The sequence below is a fragment of the Rhizobium sp. IY2 genome (assembly GCF_047532935.1).
Classification (GTDB): domain Bacteria; phylum Pseudomonadota; class Alphaproteobacteria; order Rhizobiales; family Rhizobiaceae; genus Rhizobium; species Rhizobium anhuiense.
In genome coordinates, this window is record NZ_JBLKNU010000023.1 from 1 (window position 1) to 16,121 (window position 16,121).

13 protein-coding genes are annotated in these 16,121 nt (G+C 60.5%); 4 read left to right on the forward strand and 9 right to left on the reverse strand.

The annotated features are described in order from the left end of the window. The first annotated feature begins 324 nt into the window (after positions 1 to 324). The 4 genes from ACMUVN_RS32655 (at position 325) to ACMUVN_RS32670 (ending at position 5,233) form a co-directional block, all read left to right on the forward strand. Positions 325 to 2,853 (forward strand): methyl-accepting chemotaxis protein, encoded by a 2,529-nt coding sequence (locus ACMUVN_RS32655; protein WP_132576185.1) that lies wholly within the window; start codon positions 325 to 327, stop codon positions 2,851 to 2,853. A 261-nt stretch (positions 2,854 to 3,114) separates the two neighbouring features. Beyond that, positions 3,115 to 3,912, forward strand: coding sequence for a hypothetical protein (locus tag ACMUVN_RS32660; protein ID WP_414816021.1), 798 nt, complete (start codon positions 3,115 to 3,117; stop codon positions 3,910 to 3,912). A gap of 206 nt (positions 3,913 to 4,118) precedes the next feature. After that, positions 4,119 to 4,907 carry a DUF2092 domain-containing protein gene (locus tag ACMUVN_RS32665; RefSeq protein WP_028755599.1) on the forward strand — a complete coding sequence of 263 codons (789 nt, stop codon included), beginning with the start codon at positions 4,119 to 4,121 and terminating at the stop codon, positions 4,905 to 4,907. Continuing rightward, entirely contained in the window at positions 4,904 to 5,233 is a 330-nt protein-coding gene (locus tag ACMUVN_RS32670) for a hypothetical protein (protein ID WP_028755600.1), read from the forward strand. Before ACMUVN_RS32665 ends, ACMUVN_RS32670 begins: the two co-directional genes overlap by 4 nt. A 12-nt stretch (positions 5,234 to 5,245) precedes the next feature. On the opposite strand, the gene ACMUVN_RS32675 is transcribed toward ACMUVN_RS32670, so the two are convergent. From ACMUVN_RS32675 to adh, 9 genes are all read right to left on the reverse strand, one after another. Then, a complete protein-coding gene (locus ACMUVN_RS32675) occupies positions 5,246 to 8,428 on the reverse strand; it encodes a multidrug efflux RND transporter permease subunit (protein WP_132576189.1) in 3,183 nt (1,060 codons plus the stop codon). Between the two features lie 41 nt (positions 8,429 to 8,469). Beyond that, positions 8,470 to 9,666 carry an efflux RND transporter periplasmic adaptor subunit gene (locus ACMUVN_RS32680; protein ID WP_028755602.1) on the reverse strand — a complete coding sequence of 399 codons (1,197 nt, stop codon included), beginning with the start codon at positions 9,664 to 9,666 and terminating at the stop codon, positions 8,470 to 8,472. Between the two features lie 176 nt (positions 9,667 to 9,842). Beyond that, positions 9,843 to 10,607, reverse strand: coding sequence for a DUF4239 domain-containing protein (locus tag ACMUVN_RS32685; RefSeq protein WP_127431904.1), 765 nt, complete (start codon positions 10,605 to 10,607; stop codon positions 9,843 to 9,845). Positions 10,608 to 10,735: 128 nt separating this feature from the next. Continuing rightward, positions 10,736 to 11,869, reverse strand: coding sequence for a calcium:proton antiporter (locus tag ACMUVN_RS32690; RefSeq protein ID WP_127431905.1), 1,134 nt, complete (start codon positions 11,867 to 11,869; stop codon positions 10,736 to 10,738). Positions 11,870 to 12,081: 212 nt separating this feature from the next. Continuing rightward, complete coding sequence (locus tag ACMUVN_RS32695) at positions 12,082 to 12,789, reverse strand: SDR family NAD(P)-dependent oxidoreductase (protein WP_047620003.1); 708 nt, start codon at positions 12,787 to 12,789, stop codon at positions 12,082 to 12,084. 174 nt (positions 12,790 to 12,963) lie between these two features. Next, positions 12,964 to 13,314, reverse strand: a complete 351-nt coding sequence (locus ACMUVN_RS32700; RefSeq protein ID WP_028755606.1) for a ribbon-helix-helix domain-containing protein — start codon at positions 13,312 to 13,314, stop codon at positions 12,964 to 12,966. Between the two features lie 22 nt (positions 13,315 to 13,336). Then, positions 13,337 to 13,933, reverse strand: coding sequence for a DJ-1/PfpI family protein (locus ACMUVN_RS32705; protein ID WP_414816022.1), 597 nt, complete (start codon positions 13,931 to 13,933; stop codon positions 13,337 to 13,339). 199 nt (positions 13,934 to 14,132) lie between these two features. Further along, on the reverse strand, positions 14,133 to 14,525 hold the full coding sequence (locus tag ACMUVN_RS32710; protein WP_028759017.1) for a DUF779 domain-containing protein: 393 nt from the start codon (positions 14,523 to 14,525) through the stop codon (positions 14,133 to 14,135). A 55-nt stretch (positions 14,526 to 14,580) separates the two neighbouring features. Then, positions 14,581 to 16,089, reverse strand: coding sequence for an aldehyde dehydrogenase (adh, locus tag ACMUVN_RS32715; protein ID WP_414816023.1), 1,509 nt, complete (start codon positions 16,087 to 16,089; stop codon positions 14,581 to 14,583). Between the last annotated feature and the right edge of the window lie 32 nt (positions 16,090 to 16,121).

Consider the following 16,121-nt stretch of genomic DNA (forward strand, 5'->3'; position numbering starts at 1 on the left):
CTCGTCAGGCTCATAACCTGAAGGCCGCAGGTTCAAATCCTGCCCCCGCAACCAAATCCCACATAGACCGCCATACACGCTGATACAAAAAGCCCGCCTCGTGCGGGCTTTGGCGTTTCCAGACGTGCGAGTTAATGCCTCAGCAGGTGTCCGAAATAGGGACAGGCGATGGTGAATAGCCGATCTGCCTACATGCCCGTTCGAGTGTCTGAACCACGCCTTCGCCCCGGTAGGTCAAGCGTGCATAGTCCTCGGATCAACCCATTTATCGGTTCTTAAGCAAAGAATGACAGCTTAGCTCCAATCGGTGGTGAGGGTGCATTCGTGGTAGATGGTTTGATGTCGCGGGTTCGCATTCAGACGAAGGTGCTCGTACTTTTGGCGCCATTCGTCATTAGTCTATGCGCAGTGGGACTGACGGGGTACTACGCGTCCAGCCTTCTCGAGGGACGCATGGAGATCTCCAACCATGTTTTGCAGTCCCTGAACGGGTTCAAACATGTTTCTTCCAGCATGACCGGCTTTCTGATGAAGCCGTCGCAGGAAGCTCGTGATACCGCGCTTGCCGACGCCCGAGAGCAACTGACAAACCTGCAGCAGACGATCGAGAGGCTAAGGCCGACGACCGATGTGGGGCTTCTTGACCGGGCGCTTGATCAGTCGCAAATCATACCGCAAAAGATCGAAGCGATCTGGCAAATCGAAACGGGACAGCAGAAAATTCTCAGCGATGTGGACGCTGCTTCCGCGGCACTTCTTGACCTGCAAGGGCAGGTTGGCAAGCGCTCGTTCATGCTGATGGCCAGTGCGAAAAAGATGGAAAATGCCAACAAGAGCGGCTTGAGCAATTCCGTCTCCATCAGCGCCGCCGCCAGTATCGCGACAAAACTTCGCAATGACTATGCGAGCGTGACGACGCCGGCTGACAAAGTTGGCCTGTTAGCCAAATATGCCCCCGATTTGCAAAAGGCAAAGGAACAGCTTTCGCCTGCTGTAGGGACCGACAAACAAGCCATCGCCGCCCAGTATGCCGCTGCTGTGGATGCTGTCGCCAACGCTTCGAAGGTGTCGCCTGACACTTTGGATGTCCCAGCAACGGATACCGCCGTCGCCGATCTTGCTGCAACTGGCGACAGTCTCAAGACGATTGGCGACGATCTGATGCGGACCTCCGTGTTGGCGCTTGCCGCGTCGGACAAAGATATCTCTCAGGCGACCAATGTCGGCAACGAACTGCGCGCCATCGTTAACAGCAATAACGAGATCCGCGTCGGCTTCGCCGAACTCGCCGGCAATCCAGACGATGCGCGGGTGAAGAAAGTCCAGCAGTCGATCTACATGTATCAGACCGAGCTCGGCCGTCTCGCCGGCGTGGTGAACGACGATCCGGTCTTTGCCGAAATTCCGAAGAAGGCTCAACCCGTCCTCGATCTGCTTGCGGCGAACGCGGCAGCGCTTTCCGAAGGTGCGGTGCGCAAACTGGCTGAGTTCGACAGCGCTGCGGGGCAGATCGACAACACCTGGAACCTGCTTGCTCAATTCGCCGAGACGCAGAGGCAAAATGCTGGGCAGGATCGTCAACAGGCCAATAGGATATCCGGAGGCGCGATTGTCATCGGCATCCTGATTGCTATGACCGCGGGTGCCGCACTGGTCGTCACCCTGAAGGGACCGATCACCCAGATTACCGCAGCGATGCGCAAGATCGCAGAGGGACGGCTCGATACCACAATCACCGGCGAGGCACGGGGCGACGAAATCGGGGAAATGGCTCGTGCGCTTTCCGTCTTCAAACAAAATGCGCTGTCGAATGTCGAAATGGAACAACAGGCCGAGATCGCGCGCAGTGATGCGGAATCTGAGCGCGCCCGCAACGAACTCCAGCGACGTAGCGCCAAGGTCCAGGTTGACGCCGCAATCGAGGCGCTTGCAGAGGGGCTCACGCGGCTGTCGCGCGGGGAGTTGAATTTTTCGATCGATACGCCCTTTGCCGCCGAACTCGACCGGATCCGCACCGATTTCAACATGTCGGTGGCGGGTCTCAGAGAGACGCTCTGCGATATCCGCGAGACGTCTTCCCTCATCAACGACAATGGCCGACAGATGGCGGAAGCCGTTGATGACCTGGCCCGTCGAACGGAGAAGCAGGCGGCTGCACTTGAGGAAACCGCAGCGGCAGTGGAGGAGATTTCTTCCGCCGTCAATACCTCGTCAGGACGGGCAGCAGCAGCGCTTGCGCTTGTCCAACGCGCCAAACAGGGTGCCGACGCCTCGGCTTCAGTGGTCCAAAACGCGGTTTCGGCCATGGGACGGATTGAGGACGCGTCGGGCAAGATCGTTCAGATTGTCAGCGCCATCGACTCCATCGCTTTCCAGACCAATCTCTTGGCCCTAAATGCGGGAGTCGAAGCGGCGAGAGCGGGTGAGGCCGGCAAGGGCTTTGCTGTCGTGGCACAGGAGGTGCGGGAACTGGCGCAGCGATCGGCTCGTGCAGCCAAGGAAATCGGCGAGCTCATCAACAATTCCGTCCGCGAGGTTGCGTCCGGCTCCGAATTCGTCGGCCGCACCGGCGATGCGCTGATGGAGATTTCCAGCGAGATCGTCCACATCGTCGGCCATATTGAACTCATTGCCTCGTCAAGCCGCGAACAGGCAACGACACTCCATTCGATCAACGCGTCGGTCAACGATATTGATCGTATGACGCAGCAAAATGCGGCGATGGTGGAAGAGACGAATGCTGCCACCCAACAGCTATCGTCCGAGGCGCTTGCACTTACCGACATGATTGCACGCTTTCGGCTTGAAGGCCGCGAGAGCCCGGCTTCAAGAGGGTACGAGGCTGCGGCATGACGGCAGCATGTATTCGCAAAGCACTTGCTTTGAGATGCATGGTTTCCGATCAGAAAGCTGATGAGCGATACGTTTCCCTTGATCAGTTTTCAGGCGCACGATAGTTGCTAAATTAGCAATATTCTAATATACGTGGAGCCGGCGTTTTAATATTTTCGCAGCGGCAAGCAACGTCCCTCAAATTGGCGGGCGTTTATTATCCTATTCAGCAGGGCGTTCGATTTCATGAAGTAGATTAGAGATTTATAGGGGGGAGGAATAATGGGAAAATGGGCATCTTCTCTACTGACGACTCCGCATGGAAGGCGTCGTCTTCGGTTTGCTATCTCGGGATTGCCACCGCTCTGCGCAGTGGTGCTCTTCGCAGGCGTCGCGTCTGCGCAGGCGCCGACTGAGGAGCAGCGCAATGCGATCAGGGCGGAATGCCGTTCCGATTTCATGGCGCAATGTTCCGGCGTCACGCCGGGCGGGATGGAGGCACTCACCTGCCTGCAACAGCATAGCGCCACACTTTCAGCCGGCTGTAAGAAAGCTGTGTCGGCGGTTAGCAAACCGAAGTCGACATCGGCGGAGCCGTCTCCGGCCGCGCCGGCAACCACCGGAGCGGTCACCCCGGCGCCTGCGACCGGCGCGCCGGCGCATCAGCCGACGCAGGCGCAGCGCAACGCCGTCAAATCAGCCTGCCAACGCGATTTTATGGCGCAATGTTCTGGCGTGACGCCGGGCGGCGCAGAGGCGCTCAGCTGCTTGCAGCAGCACAACGCCGCTCTGTCGGCACCGTGTCAGCAGGCCGTTGCGGCGCTCGGAGGGGCAGCCGGATCAACCCCGGCCACCGGCGGCGGCGCTGCGGCGGTCGCGACCACGCCTGCTCCTCAGGCCATGATGCCGGCCTTCTCGCCACGCGAGGAACTGATGATCCTGCGTGAAACCTGTGGATTGGACTTCCGGGCCTTGTGCCGGATGGTGCCGCTCGGCGGAGGGCGGGGTATCGCTTGCCTCTGGGACAATCTGCAACGCGTGTCGCCGGCCTGCCACAGAGTGTTGACTTCGGGATTATAGCCTGGTCAGACCCCGATCTGTGAAAGCGGTAATCCGAACAGCATCGCGCTTCAGCGTCATTCGGTGAGCGCAACGCGGTAAAGACCGGCAGGTGGCCGGTCTGGCACATGCACAGTTTGCGTCTGCACACTTCATCTCCGGCCGGAATCGGTTCGGCACCTGCATATCCGATGAAATCAATGACGGCACATATGAAAGGCATTGTCATGTCATCGACTTTCTGTTTCCCGCGATTGAAGCGGATGCTTGTTTATACCTCGCTCGCCGCCGGCCTGGCGCTGCCAACGAGCGCTTGGGCGGATGATGCAAAAGCCCTACTCAAGGCGATGTCCGATTTTCTGGCGGCGCAGAAGACGATATCCTTTACCTATCAATCGTCGCTCGAAGCCGTGACGCCCGAGTTCGAGAAGCTCCAGTTCGTCAGCTCCGGGACAGCCAACCTGACACGTCCCGACAAGCTGCGTGTCACCAGAACCGGCGGTTTTGCCGATCTCGACGTCAGTTTCGACGGTTCGTCGCTGACGGTGCATGGCAAGAACCTCGACGCCTATGCCAAGATCGATGGCAAGGGTTCGCTCGACGAACTGATCAACAGGCTTATGACCGCGGGGGTCGAAGCGCCAGGCGCCGATCTCTTGTCCTCCAACGTCTATGATGTGCTGATGTCTGAGGTGACCGATGCCAAGCACATTTCCAGTGCTTTCGTGGATGGCGTCGAATGCGCATACCTGGCCTTCCGAACGCCTGAAATCGACTGGCAGATCTGGATACAGACCGGCTCGCAACCGATACCGCGCCGTTACGTCATCACCAGCAAGCACGTCGTCCAGGCGCCGCAATACACGCTTGAAATCAGCGATTTCAAAAGCGGCGCCGATGTCGCGGCCGTTTCCTACAGCATCGAAGTTCCGGCCAGTGCGAAGACGGTCGATCTCAGCGAGCTGCAATCGCTTGATGAGCTTCCGGCGCCTGCCGATATGGGAGAGGTGAAATGACCTATAACAAGCTGTTCTTCGCTCTGGGCCTCGCCGGCGTCGTGACATTCACCGACATTCGCATCGAGGTGCAGGGATTTCTGCCGTTGTCGATCGGCTTCGCCACGCCGGCGGGCGCCGTCATCGGCAGGCCGCTGACGCCGCTCTCTTATGCGGGCGTGGCCCGTCGGACGACGCGGCGGGTCGTCACACGCACGACGACGACCATCGCCGTGCTTCCGGCAGGCTGCCGCTATGGTCCCTATTACGGCGGCTACTATTATCGATGCGGCGCGTATTATTACGCCAAGAGCGGCAACGTTTATGTGCAGGTGATCGTCCAATAATGCTGCGGTCGTCTATCGGACGTTCGATGTCTCCGCCTCCGTCACGCTCGCGGCCGTGTTTGCGGTCGCTCCGCGCCGTTTCAAATATTCCTCGAGGCGCTGCAGCAGGACGTAGAAGGACGGTACGAAGAGCACGGCAAGACAGGTCGAGGCGATCATGCCGCTGAAGACCGATATGCCGATCGACTTACGGGCCGATGCGCCGGCGCCCGTCGCCAGCACCAGCGGCAGGACGCCGAGGATAAAGGCGAAGGACGTCATCAGAATTGGCCGGAAACGCAGCCGGGCGGCCTCGACGGCCGCATCCAGGATTTCCATGCCTTCCGCCCGCTTTTCCCGCGCATATTCGACGATGAGGATGGCGTTCTTCGATGCAAGTGCGATCAGCAGGATAAGGCCGATCTGCGTATAGAGGTTGTTGGCAACACCCGCAGCGGTAAGTGCTGCTACCGTGCCCAGCAGAGCGAGCGGCACGGCGAGTATGACCGCCAGTGGCAAGATCCAGCTTTCATACTGACCGGCGAGCACGAAATAGACGAGCAGCATGGCGAGCGCGAAGATGAAATAGATCTGCCCGCCCACGGCCTTCTCCTGATAGGAGAGCGCCGTCCACTCGAAGCCCGTGCCCGGCGGCAACGTCTGGTCGGCAATCTGTTCCATGACGTCGAGCGACTGGCCGGAACTGAAGCCGGCGGCAGGACCGCCGACGATGGTTGCTGTGGGGTAGAGATTGTAGAGGCTGATCAGGGAAGGACCTTGCGTCGTCGTGACATCGACGACCGTGCCGAGCGGCACCATCGTCCCGTCGCCGGCTTTGACCTTGAGATTGCGGATGTCTTCGGCGCTGACCCGGAAATCGGAGGCGGCTTGTGCATAGACCTGGAAGGTGCGGCCAAATTTGTTGAACTGGGTCACATAGCTCGATCCGACATAGCCGGAGAGAGCGGAAAAGACCTGGCCCACGGTAATTCCCAGCGTCTCCGCTTTGATGCGATCGACGGAAACAGCCAGCTGCGGCACGTTCGAGCGAAAAGGCGTGCTCAGCCTTTGCAGCGACGATTGGGCACTGCCGTTCCTGACGATCGTATCGGCAAGCGATTGCAGCAGCGGGTAGTCGGAAATGCCGTTCCTGATCTCGACCTGCATGGTAAAGCCGCTGGCATTGCCGACGCCCTGGATCGGAGGCGGCACGATCACCAGCGTCTTGGCCGTGAGCACGCCTTGCAGCGCGCCGTTCAGATGTTGGTAGATCGACAGCAAGTCCTGCCCCTTCTGCTTGCCGCGTTCATCCCAATCCTTCAGCACGACATAGGCGACGCCGGCATTCTGCAGGCTGGCATTGTTGTCGAGAACGGAGATGCCGCTGATGGTCAGCACCTGGTCGACGCCGGGTGTGGCTTCGGCGATCTTGCCGACCGCGTCCATGACAGCATCGGTGCGCTCCTTCGAGGCGCCGTCCGGCAATTGCGCATTGATCAGCACATAGCCTTGATCCTCGATGGGCAGGAATGCCGTCGGCAGGCGGGCAAGCCCCCAGGCGGCGACCGCGATCAGCACCAGTGCCGCGACCGCCATGATGCCGGCGTGACGGGTCATCGATCCGATCAGCCCGGCATAGCCGCGCTCGCCTTTGTCGTAGACCCTGTTGAAGCCGCGATAAAGGATGTTGCGTTTCTCGGGCGGGGCCGGCGGACGCAGCCAGAGGGCGCATTGCGTCGGTTTCAGCGTGACGGCATTGATCGCGCTGATCAGCGCCGTCGCGGCAATCACGAGGGCGAACTGCCTGTAGAGCTGTCCGGTCAGGCCGGGCAGGAAGGCGGCTGGAATGAAAACGGCCATCAGCACCAGCGTGATGCCGATGACCGGACCGAGCAGTTCCTCCATCGCTTTCTCGGCGGCCTTTCGGCCGGACATGCCCGCCTCGATGTGCCGGGCGACACCTTCGACGATGACGATGGCATCGTCGACGACGATACCGATGGCGAGAACGATGGCAAAGAGCGTCGACAGGTTGACGGTGAAGCCCAATGCCGCCATGGCCGCGAAGGCGCCGATGATGGTGACCGGAACGGTGGTCGCCGGCACGAGCATCGCCCGCCAGTCCTGCAGGAAGACGAGAATGACGATGAGAACGAGAACGCCGGCCTCGATCAAGGTGACGTAAACCTCGTCGATGGAGGCCTCGACGAATTTCGTCGTGTCGAACGGTACATGATATTCGAGGCCCGGCGGAAAGCTCTTCGAGAGCTCTTCCATTTTCGCCCGCACGGCCTGTGCAACCGAGATCGCATTGGCTTCCGGCAGTTGGAAAATGCCGATGCCAGCCGCCGGCCTGCCGTTCTGCATGAAGGACTGGCTGTAGGTCTGGGCGCCGAGTTCGACGCGGCCGATATCGCGGATCCGGGTCACACGGCCGCCCTGTCCGCTTTCCACTTTGACGACGATATTCTCGTAGTCGGCCGCCTCGTTCAGCCGGCCATTGACGTTCAGCGTATATTGGAAGACCTGCCCCTTCGGCACCGGCGGAATGCCGATCTGGCCGGCGGCGACCTCCTGGCTCTGCTGCTGCACGACGCTGACGACATCCTGCGGGGTCAGGCCGCGCGCCTGCAGCAGGTTCGGATCCATCCAGATGCGCATGGCATATTGACCGGCGCCGAACACGGTGACGTTGCCGACACCTGGCAGGCGGGCGAGTTCATTCTGCAAGTTGATGACGGCGTAGTTCGACAGGAACAGGCTGTCATAACGGCTGTCTGGTGAGGTCAGGCTGACGAAACCGAGGATCGCCGTCGACTTCTTCTGCGTCGTCACGCCCTGAAGCTGTACCGCTTCGGGAAGCGACGACATCGCTATGGCAACGCGGTTTTGTACCAGGACCTGAGCCTGGTCGGGATCCGTGCCGATGGCAAAGGTCACGGTCAGCGAGTAAGTGCCGTCGCTGGCGCTGGTTGACTGCATGTAGAGCATGTCCTGCACGCCGTTGACCTGCTGCTCGATCGGCAGCGCCACGGTGTCGACCAGGGTCTGGGCGCTGGCGCCGGGAAAGCGCGTCGTCACTTGCACCGTCGGCGGAACGACATTCGGATATTGCGCCACGGGCAGTTGGATGAGGGCCACCGCGCCGATGAGCACGAAGACCAACGCCAGGACGTTGGCGAGTACCGGTCGCTCGATGAAGAAGCGCGAGATCATGCTGCTGTCCTCAGACGTTCAGATGAACCATGATGGCGAATTCATTGCGTGGTGGTCTTGGCCTTGGCATCGCCGGCGGCAGTTGCCGGCGGGTTCATTTCCATCTTCTCGGGCGTGACCTTACTGCCGGGAATGGCCTGCTGGATACCTTGGGTCACCACCCAGTCGGCTGCATCGAGGCCTGACTCGATGACGCGGAGCGAACCTTCACGCTGGCCGGTCTTGACCTGCTTCTGCTCGATGACATCGTCCTTGCCGAGAACGAGCAGATAGCTGCCCAGCTGGTTCGTGCCGATCGCATCGTCGCGCACCAGCAGGGCCTTGTCGTTATGGCCGACCGGCACGCGGACCCGGACGAAGAGACCAGGCAACATGGCTCGGTCCTTGTTGTCGAACACGGCGCGCACCTGAAGCGTGCCTGTGGAGGCATCGAGCTGCGGCGATACGTAATCGAGATGGCCCTTGTGCGGATAACCTTCTTCCGTCTGCAGGCCGATTTCCGCCGGTATGGTTGGAAGGTCCGTCTGCTTGAAGGTGTGCCCCTGCTTTGCCAGGGTTTCCTTGATCGTCAGCACCTGGGTTTCGCTGACGTTGAAATAGGCATAGAGCGGATCCAGCTGCACAATGCTGGCGAGTTTGGTGGGACCGGATACGCCGACCAGCGCGCCGATATCGACGAGGTGGTCGGTGACGGTGCCGTCGAAGGGGGCAAGCACTTCCGTGTATCCCAAGTTGATCGTCGCGAGCTCGAGATTGGCCTGGGCATTGAGGATGGACGCATTCGCCTCGTCGAGTGTCGCCTTGGCGCTGTCGACTGCGGTCTGCGTGGTGACCTGTTGCTTCGACAAATTGAGCTGCCGGTCGTATTCCTGCTGCGCGCCGACCTGAGACGCCTGTTGCGAGGCGAGCGATGCCTTCGCCTGATCCAGTTGCGCCTGATAGGTGTCGCGCTCGATGCCGAAGAGCTTGGTGCCCTTCGTTACCGTCATGCCGTCCTGATAGTCGATGGATTGGATGTAGCCTTGGACGCGCGCCTCGATATCGACGGAATTGAGCGGCGCCGTGTTGCCGGTGAGCTCGAAATAGAGAGTGACCGGTTGCTGGACCGGCTGGGCGACGCGAACTGGAGGTGGTGGAGGAGCAACATAGGTGTTGCCGCTTTCCTCGCAGCCAGCAAGAATTGCCATGCCGGCGAGCGCCACAGACAGGCACAGACCCTGATACAATCTCACACGCATTGCCGCCGCCCCGATGTTGAAGAGCCCCAGTCTTGATGCGTGCCTCGGCGGAGACGACCCCTCTCCGAAAAGTTCCGGGCATGCGATATTATGTCGCGGCATTGCTAAAAATTGCAATAGCTGCTGGTGCACAATTGAACTGTGTTGGAGTCATCTCTTGAGAGACGTCAAAACGACTACGGTTTCCCGAGCCGTTCGATGGCGGATTGCAGAGGGGCATCCGAAACACGGATCAGCCCGACATACGGATTGGCCATATCCGAAACCAGAAAGATCGCGCCGGCGACGGACAGGGCGCAGACAAGCAGAATGGACAGCACCGTCGGATTGGCCGGCGCCTGCAGCCCAAAGGTCGCAAAAAGCAGCCCGAGCCAACAGACGAGAACGGCAAGGAAGGCCCAGGGTAAACCCTCCTTACCGGATTCGACCAGCAGCCAATGGGTCTCGGCCAGCATGCCGCTCACCTCAAGAGCGCGCGCCTGCAGAGAGCGCTGCACGGCATCCTTCGGCAGCAGGGATCGAAGGTCGCCCTGAACCGCTTCGATATCCTGATATTCTCCCAGCGCCTTGGCGGATGGTTCGTCGGTCGTCTCCGTCGTCCAGCCGCGGCTCAGCCGTTTCTCGATGAGTTCACGCAGCAATTGACGCGCCTTGTCGGTTTCCGGCCCGTATTGCGCCATGACGCGGTCAAGCAGGAGCACCCGCGCCGCCGCCGTTCTCATCTCCACTTCGGCGTTGTCATAGCTCGACTTGGCGGATGCGATAAGAAGGCCGAGTGCCAGGGCCGACAGCGTTCCGACCACCGCCGTCGCCAGCCTGATGACATCCTTGGATTCCGCATTGAGATGATGATCCGGCAAGCGGGCGCGCACTATCAATCCTATCGATGTCGCCGTCGACAGAAAGATAAATACAAGCCCGCCAAGCAACAGTGAGCTCAAGTCCGGCCTCCGTATCGTTCACGATCCTGCAGCCACTATGATTGCCAAAATATGCAAAGCTCTCATTATCATAGCGGAAGACGGTCAAAGCTTGGAACTCTTTACTTTCCTGATCTTGCGGCCGGGCGTCATTGCTGGAAAATCAGCAGCACATAGGCCAGGAAAAGCACCAGATGGACGGCACCTTGCATGAGATGGGTGCGGCCGCTGGCAAAGGTGATGATGCTGACGGCAAGAGTGAGCAGGAGCATCACAAGATCTCCATGCTCGAGGCCGAGTGTCACGGGGTGTCCGTAAAGCTGACTGACAACAAGCATCGCCGGCACCGTCAGCCCGATCGTCGACAGCACTGAACCAAGGAAGATGTTGACGGAGCGCTGCAGATTATTGGCGATGGACGCACGCACGGCGCTGATGGCCTCGGGCGTGGCGACGAGGACGGCCATGACAACACCGCCAAATGCGGTTGGAGCGTGCAAGGTTTCGATAATGTAATCGATCGGCCGGGCAAGCTGTTCGACCAGAAAGACGACAGGACCCATGTAGGCGAAAAGCAGGATGGCATGAGGCCATACCGGCCCATGGTGAGGAGCACGTTCGCGGGGAGGTTCGTGACGGTTGCTGTCGTCGCTGAAATAGTCCCGATGGCGGCCGGCCTGAAGAAACAGAAACGTGGCGTAAAGGCCGACCGATATGATGCCAAGTATCAATTGCCGCGCCGCCGATGGATGTTGTCCGTCCGGGCCCGCAAGAAATGTCGGCATCACCAGGCTCAGGGTCGCCAGCGGTACGATGACTCCGAGATAGGCATTGGCGCCCTGCAGGTTATGCTGCTGTTCCGGTCGCCGCCATGCACCCAGCAGCAAGGACAGGCCGACCATGCCGTTGAGGATGATCATAACGACTGCAAACAGAGTATCGCGCGCAAGCGTGGGATTGTTTTCGCCGTGAAGCATGACGGCCGAAATTGCCATCACCTCGATCGAGGTGATGGCAAGCGTCAGAATGAGCGTGCCGTAAGGCTCCTTCAGCCGCTCCGCCAAGTGATCCGCGTGCCGCACCACCGACAGAGCGGAACCGAGGACGGCAGCGAACAGCCAGACAAAAACGACAGTGAACCAAAGCGGATCGGAAAGCTGTCCGAAGAGCTGCTCCTGGAAAACAAGAAACGCCAGGCTGGTCGCGACGCTGACGCCCAGGAACCATTCCTTGCGTAGCAGGCTGTTTGCGCCGACAGCGCGCAATGCCGGACCGTGCGTCATTGAAGCCACCCGTCTTCTGGCAAATGTCGCCGCAATGCGATCCCTAAGACCATTGTGTCCGTCCGCTGTCTCGTGCCCATCACATGGGCAGGCGGAGACGAGGCTGCCTCAAGGCGAACCGAACCTCAAGCCAGATCGTGTGTCATTGACTAAAACTTGCAGATCTCTCTCGTCTGATCACCCACTGCCGGTGGCTCACGCCGCGTCTTCCGTTATTCGCGGCCGGTCGCCGGGATTGCCGCGCCGGTGACGACGGCTGCGGCCGGCGAAATCAGGAAGGCGATGAGGCGGGCGATCGATTGCGGCGAGACCCAGCCGTCCGTCTTCGCATCGGGCATGGCCGCGCGGTTCTCAGGCGTGTCGATCGTCCCTGGCAGGATGCAATTGGCGGTGACGCGGTCGTCGCGGCATTCGGCAGCGATCGCTTCGGTGAGCCGGATGACGGCGGCTTTCGAGGCGGCGTACGCGGCCTGCCTGGCGCCGGCCTTCAGGCCGGGTGCGGCGGCAACATGAACGATGCGGCCGTAGCCGGATGCCTTCATGGTCGGGAGAACCGCGGCGCTGATCGTCAGCGCGGTGCGGGCGTTTGCAGTCATCATTGTCTCCCATTGGGCGGGAGCATCCGGCCCGACCGGCCCCATCTGGAAGCCGCCGACGGTGTTGACCAATGCGCTAACGCCGCCGAAACGCTTGACGGCCCGCGCAACAGCGGCGGCGCAGGAGGCATAGTCGGTGAGATCGGTTCCGGCGATCGATAGAAACTCGGTGGAGGCGGGGAGAGTGGCGGCCAAGGCTTCCAGCTCGTCGCTCGAACGGTTCATGCAAACGAGTTTTGCGCCGGCGCCGGCAAGCTCACGGACAACGGCGCTGCCGAGGTTGCCGCCGGCGCCGGTGACGATCACGGCTTTCTGGTCGTTCATGATAGTCGATCTCCTGACGGTGCAGCTGCTGGACGATGCCGCGCATTGTTGATCCAGGCTGCGCGCCAGTGCAAGCCCGCCGCAAGGGTTATGTCGAGACGTCTTGCGGAACTGCCGGCGAGTTGCCGCGGGCAGCTTCGTCTATCATCGCCCGATGGTCGTGCCGGCCGGCTGTCAGTGATATTTCGCCCGTTCGCGGCCGAGGATGACAGGCGCGTCGAGGCTTGAGATCGGGCGGGTGACATCGCCCGGGATATCGCCGGTAAGCTGGAGATCGAGATAGCGGGCGCAGCAGACTCGCAGGAAGGACGTGAAGTTTCCGAGATCATGTCCGGCATCGATCGATTCATGGTGCAGCCGGGTGATCAGCTGAACGACATTCATGCCGTCGCGCCGCGCGATTTCCTCCAGCTTCGACCAGAAGAAGTTTTCCAGCCTGACGCTGGTGACCATGCCGTCGATGCGCAGCGACCGGGTGGTGCTTTCCCACAGCCGCGCATCCGCCTTGATGAAGAGTTCACACATGTCGTCCTCCCGTGCCGCCCTTCTAGGCGGCGTTGGTTTCCAACAGGGCTGCGGCATCCAGCACAGCCATGAACTGGCGTAGCCATGAGGGATGCGCCGGCCAGGCCGGCGCTGTGACCAGATTGCCGTCCGAGACCGCATCGCTGATGGCGATGTCGGCATAGATGCCGCCGGCAAGTTCGACTTCCGGCCGGCAGGCGGGATAGGCTGAGCAGGTGCGGCCCTTCAGCACGCCGGCAGCGGCAAGCAGCTGCGCGCCATGGCAGATGGCGGCGACGGGTTTTCCGGCGTCGAAGAAATGGCGGACGGATTTGATGACGTCGGCATTGAGGCGCAGATATTCAGGTGCGCGGCCGCCGGGGATGACGAGCGCATCGTAATCTTCGGCCCGCACGCTGTCGAAAGTGGCGTTCAGCGCAAAATTGTGGCCCCGTTTTTCGGAATAGGTCTGGTCGCCCTCGAAATCGTGGATGGCGGTGGCGACGGTCTCACCGGCCTTTTTGCCGGGGCAGACGGCGTCGACCGTATGGCCGCAGGCAAGCAGCGTCTGGAACGGCACCATCGTTTCGTAATCTTCGGTGAAATCACCCGTAATCATCAGGATCTTTGAGGCTGGCATCGTTTCCTCCCTTTGAAACCAACAGGCGGAGAGTAGCAAAGCGCGAGAGGCAGAGGGTACTATGGGAATACTACAGGCGAAATTCCCTGGAACAGGATGATTTTAGGTCCGGTTGGCCCACAATCTGAATCCCGTTCTCAATTAGCTAGTTAGAGGATGATGTCGCCCGAAAGCCGCCTACACTTTTCGGCATCATGCTCTAGACGGACCTTACCGTCACATCCGGGATGGCGCAGGCCTCGCCGCCGCCGAGGAGGCGGGAGCGGGTGAGGAAGCGCTTCTCGCGGCCGTTGTCGAGCGAGAACATGCCGCCGCGGCCGGGCACGACGTCGATGATCAGCTGCGTATGCTTCCAAGCCTCGAACTGGCTGGCGCTGATATAGACCGGCACGCCGCCGATCTCGCCAAGCTTGACGTCGCTGTCGCCGATCATGAAGTCATCGGCGGGATAACACATCGGCGAGGAACCGTCACAGCAGCCGCCGGACTGGTGGAAGAGGATATCGGGATGATCCCGCCTGATCTCGCCGATCAGAGCGAGTGCCGCGTCGGTTGCAAGAACACGCGGTTCGCCGTTGACGGTCGTTTCCATTGTTCTTCCTCCGAAGTTTCGGGAGGGGTTTGAGACCCTCCCGCCATGTTGCATCTCAGAAGAAGCCAAGGGCTTTCGGGCTGTAGCTCACCAGCATGTTCTTGGTCTGCTGGTAGTGGTCGAGCATCATCTTGTGGGTTTCACGGCCGATCCCCGATTGCTTGTAGCCGCCGAAGGCGGCATGGGCCGGGTAAGCGTGGTAGCAATTGGTCCAGACGCGGCCGGCCTGGATCTCGCGACCGAAACGGTAGCAGCGATTGGCGTCGCGGCTCCAGACACCGGCGCCGAGGCCGTAGAGCGTGTCGTTGGCGATTTCGAGCGCCTCCTTCTCGTTCTTGAAGGTCGTGACCGAAACCACCGGTCCGAAGATCTCCTCTTGGAACACGCGCATCTTGTTGTGGCCCTTGAAGATCGTTGGCTTGACGTAATAGCCGTTCGCCAGTTCGCCGCCGAGATCGTTGCGCGAGCCGCCGGTCAGAACCTCCGCACCTTCCTGCTTGCCGATATCAAGATAGGCGAGGATCTTTTCCAGTTGCTCCGACGAAGCCTGGGCGCCGATCATCGTCGCGCTGTCGAGTGGGTTGCCCTGCTTGATCGCCTCGACGCGTTTGACGGCCTTTTCCATGAAGCGGTCGTAGATCGATTCCTGGACGAGGGCGCGGCTCGGGCAGGTGCAGACTTCTCCCTGGTTGAGGGCAAACATCGCAAAGCCTTCGAGCGCATTGTCGAGGAAGTCGTCGTCATCAGCCATCACATCGGCGAAAAAGATGTTCGGCGATTTGCCGCCGAGCTCCAGCGTCACCGGAATGAGGTTCTGGCTGGCATATTGCATGATCAGCCGGCCAGTCGTCGTCTCGCCGGTGAAGGCGATCTTGGCGATGCGAGGGCTGGTCGCCAGCGGCTTGCCGGCTTCGAGGCCGAAGCCATTGACGATGTTGAGCACGCCGGGCGGCAGGAGATCGCCGACGAGTTCGGCCCAGAGCAGGATCGAGGCGGGCGTCTGCTCGGCGGGCTTCAGGACGACGCAGTTGCCGGCGGCAAGCGCCGGAGCAAGTTTCCATGTGGCCATCAGGATCGGGAAATTCCAGGGAATGATCTGGCCGACGACGCCGAGCGGTTCGTGGAAGTGATAGGCGATCGTATCATGGTCGATCTCGCCGATCGAACCTTCCTGGGCGCGGATGCAGGAAGCGAAATAGCGGAAGTGGTCGATCGCCAGCGGAATGTCGGCCGCCATGGTTTCGCGGATCGGCTTGCCATTGTCCCAGGTCTCGGCTTGGGCGAGCAGTTCCAGCTTGTCTTCCATGCGTTGGGCAATCTTCATGAGGATATTGGAGCGCTCGGCGGCGGAGGTGCGGGCCCATTTTTCCTTGGCCGCATGGGCAGCGTCGAGCGCAAGATTGATGTCTTTTTCATTTGAGCGGGGAATGTCGCAGAGCTTGCCGCCGGTGACGGGCGTGACGTTTTCGAAGTATTTGCCTTCGACCGGCTCGCGCCATTCGCCGCCGATATAATTGCCGTATTTCAGTTTGAACGGCGACTCGACGATTTTCTGATGAAGCATGTCATCCTCCCTTGATGATCCAGGTTCCCAAG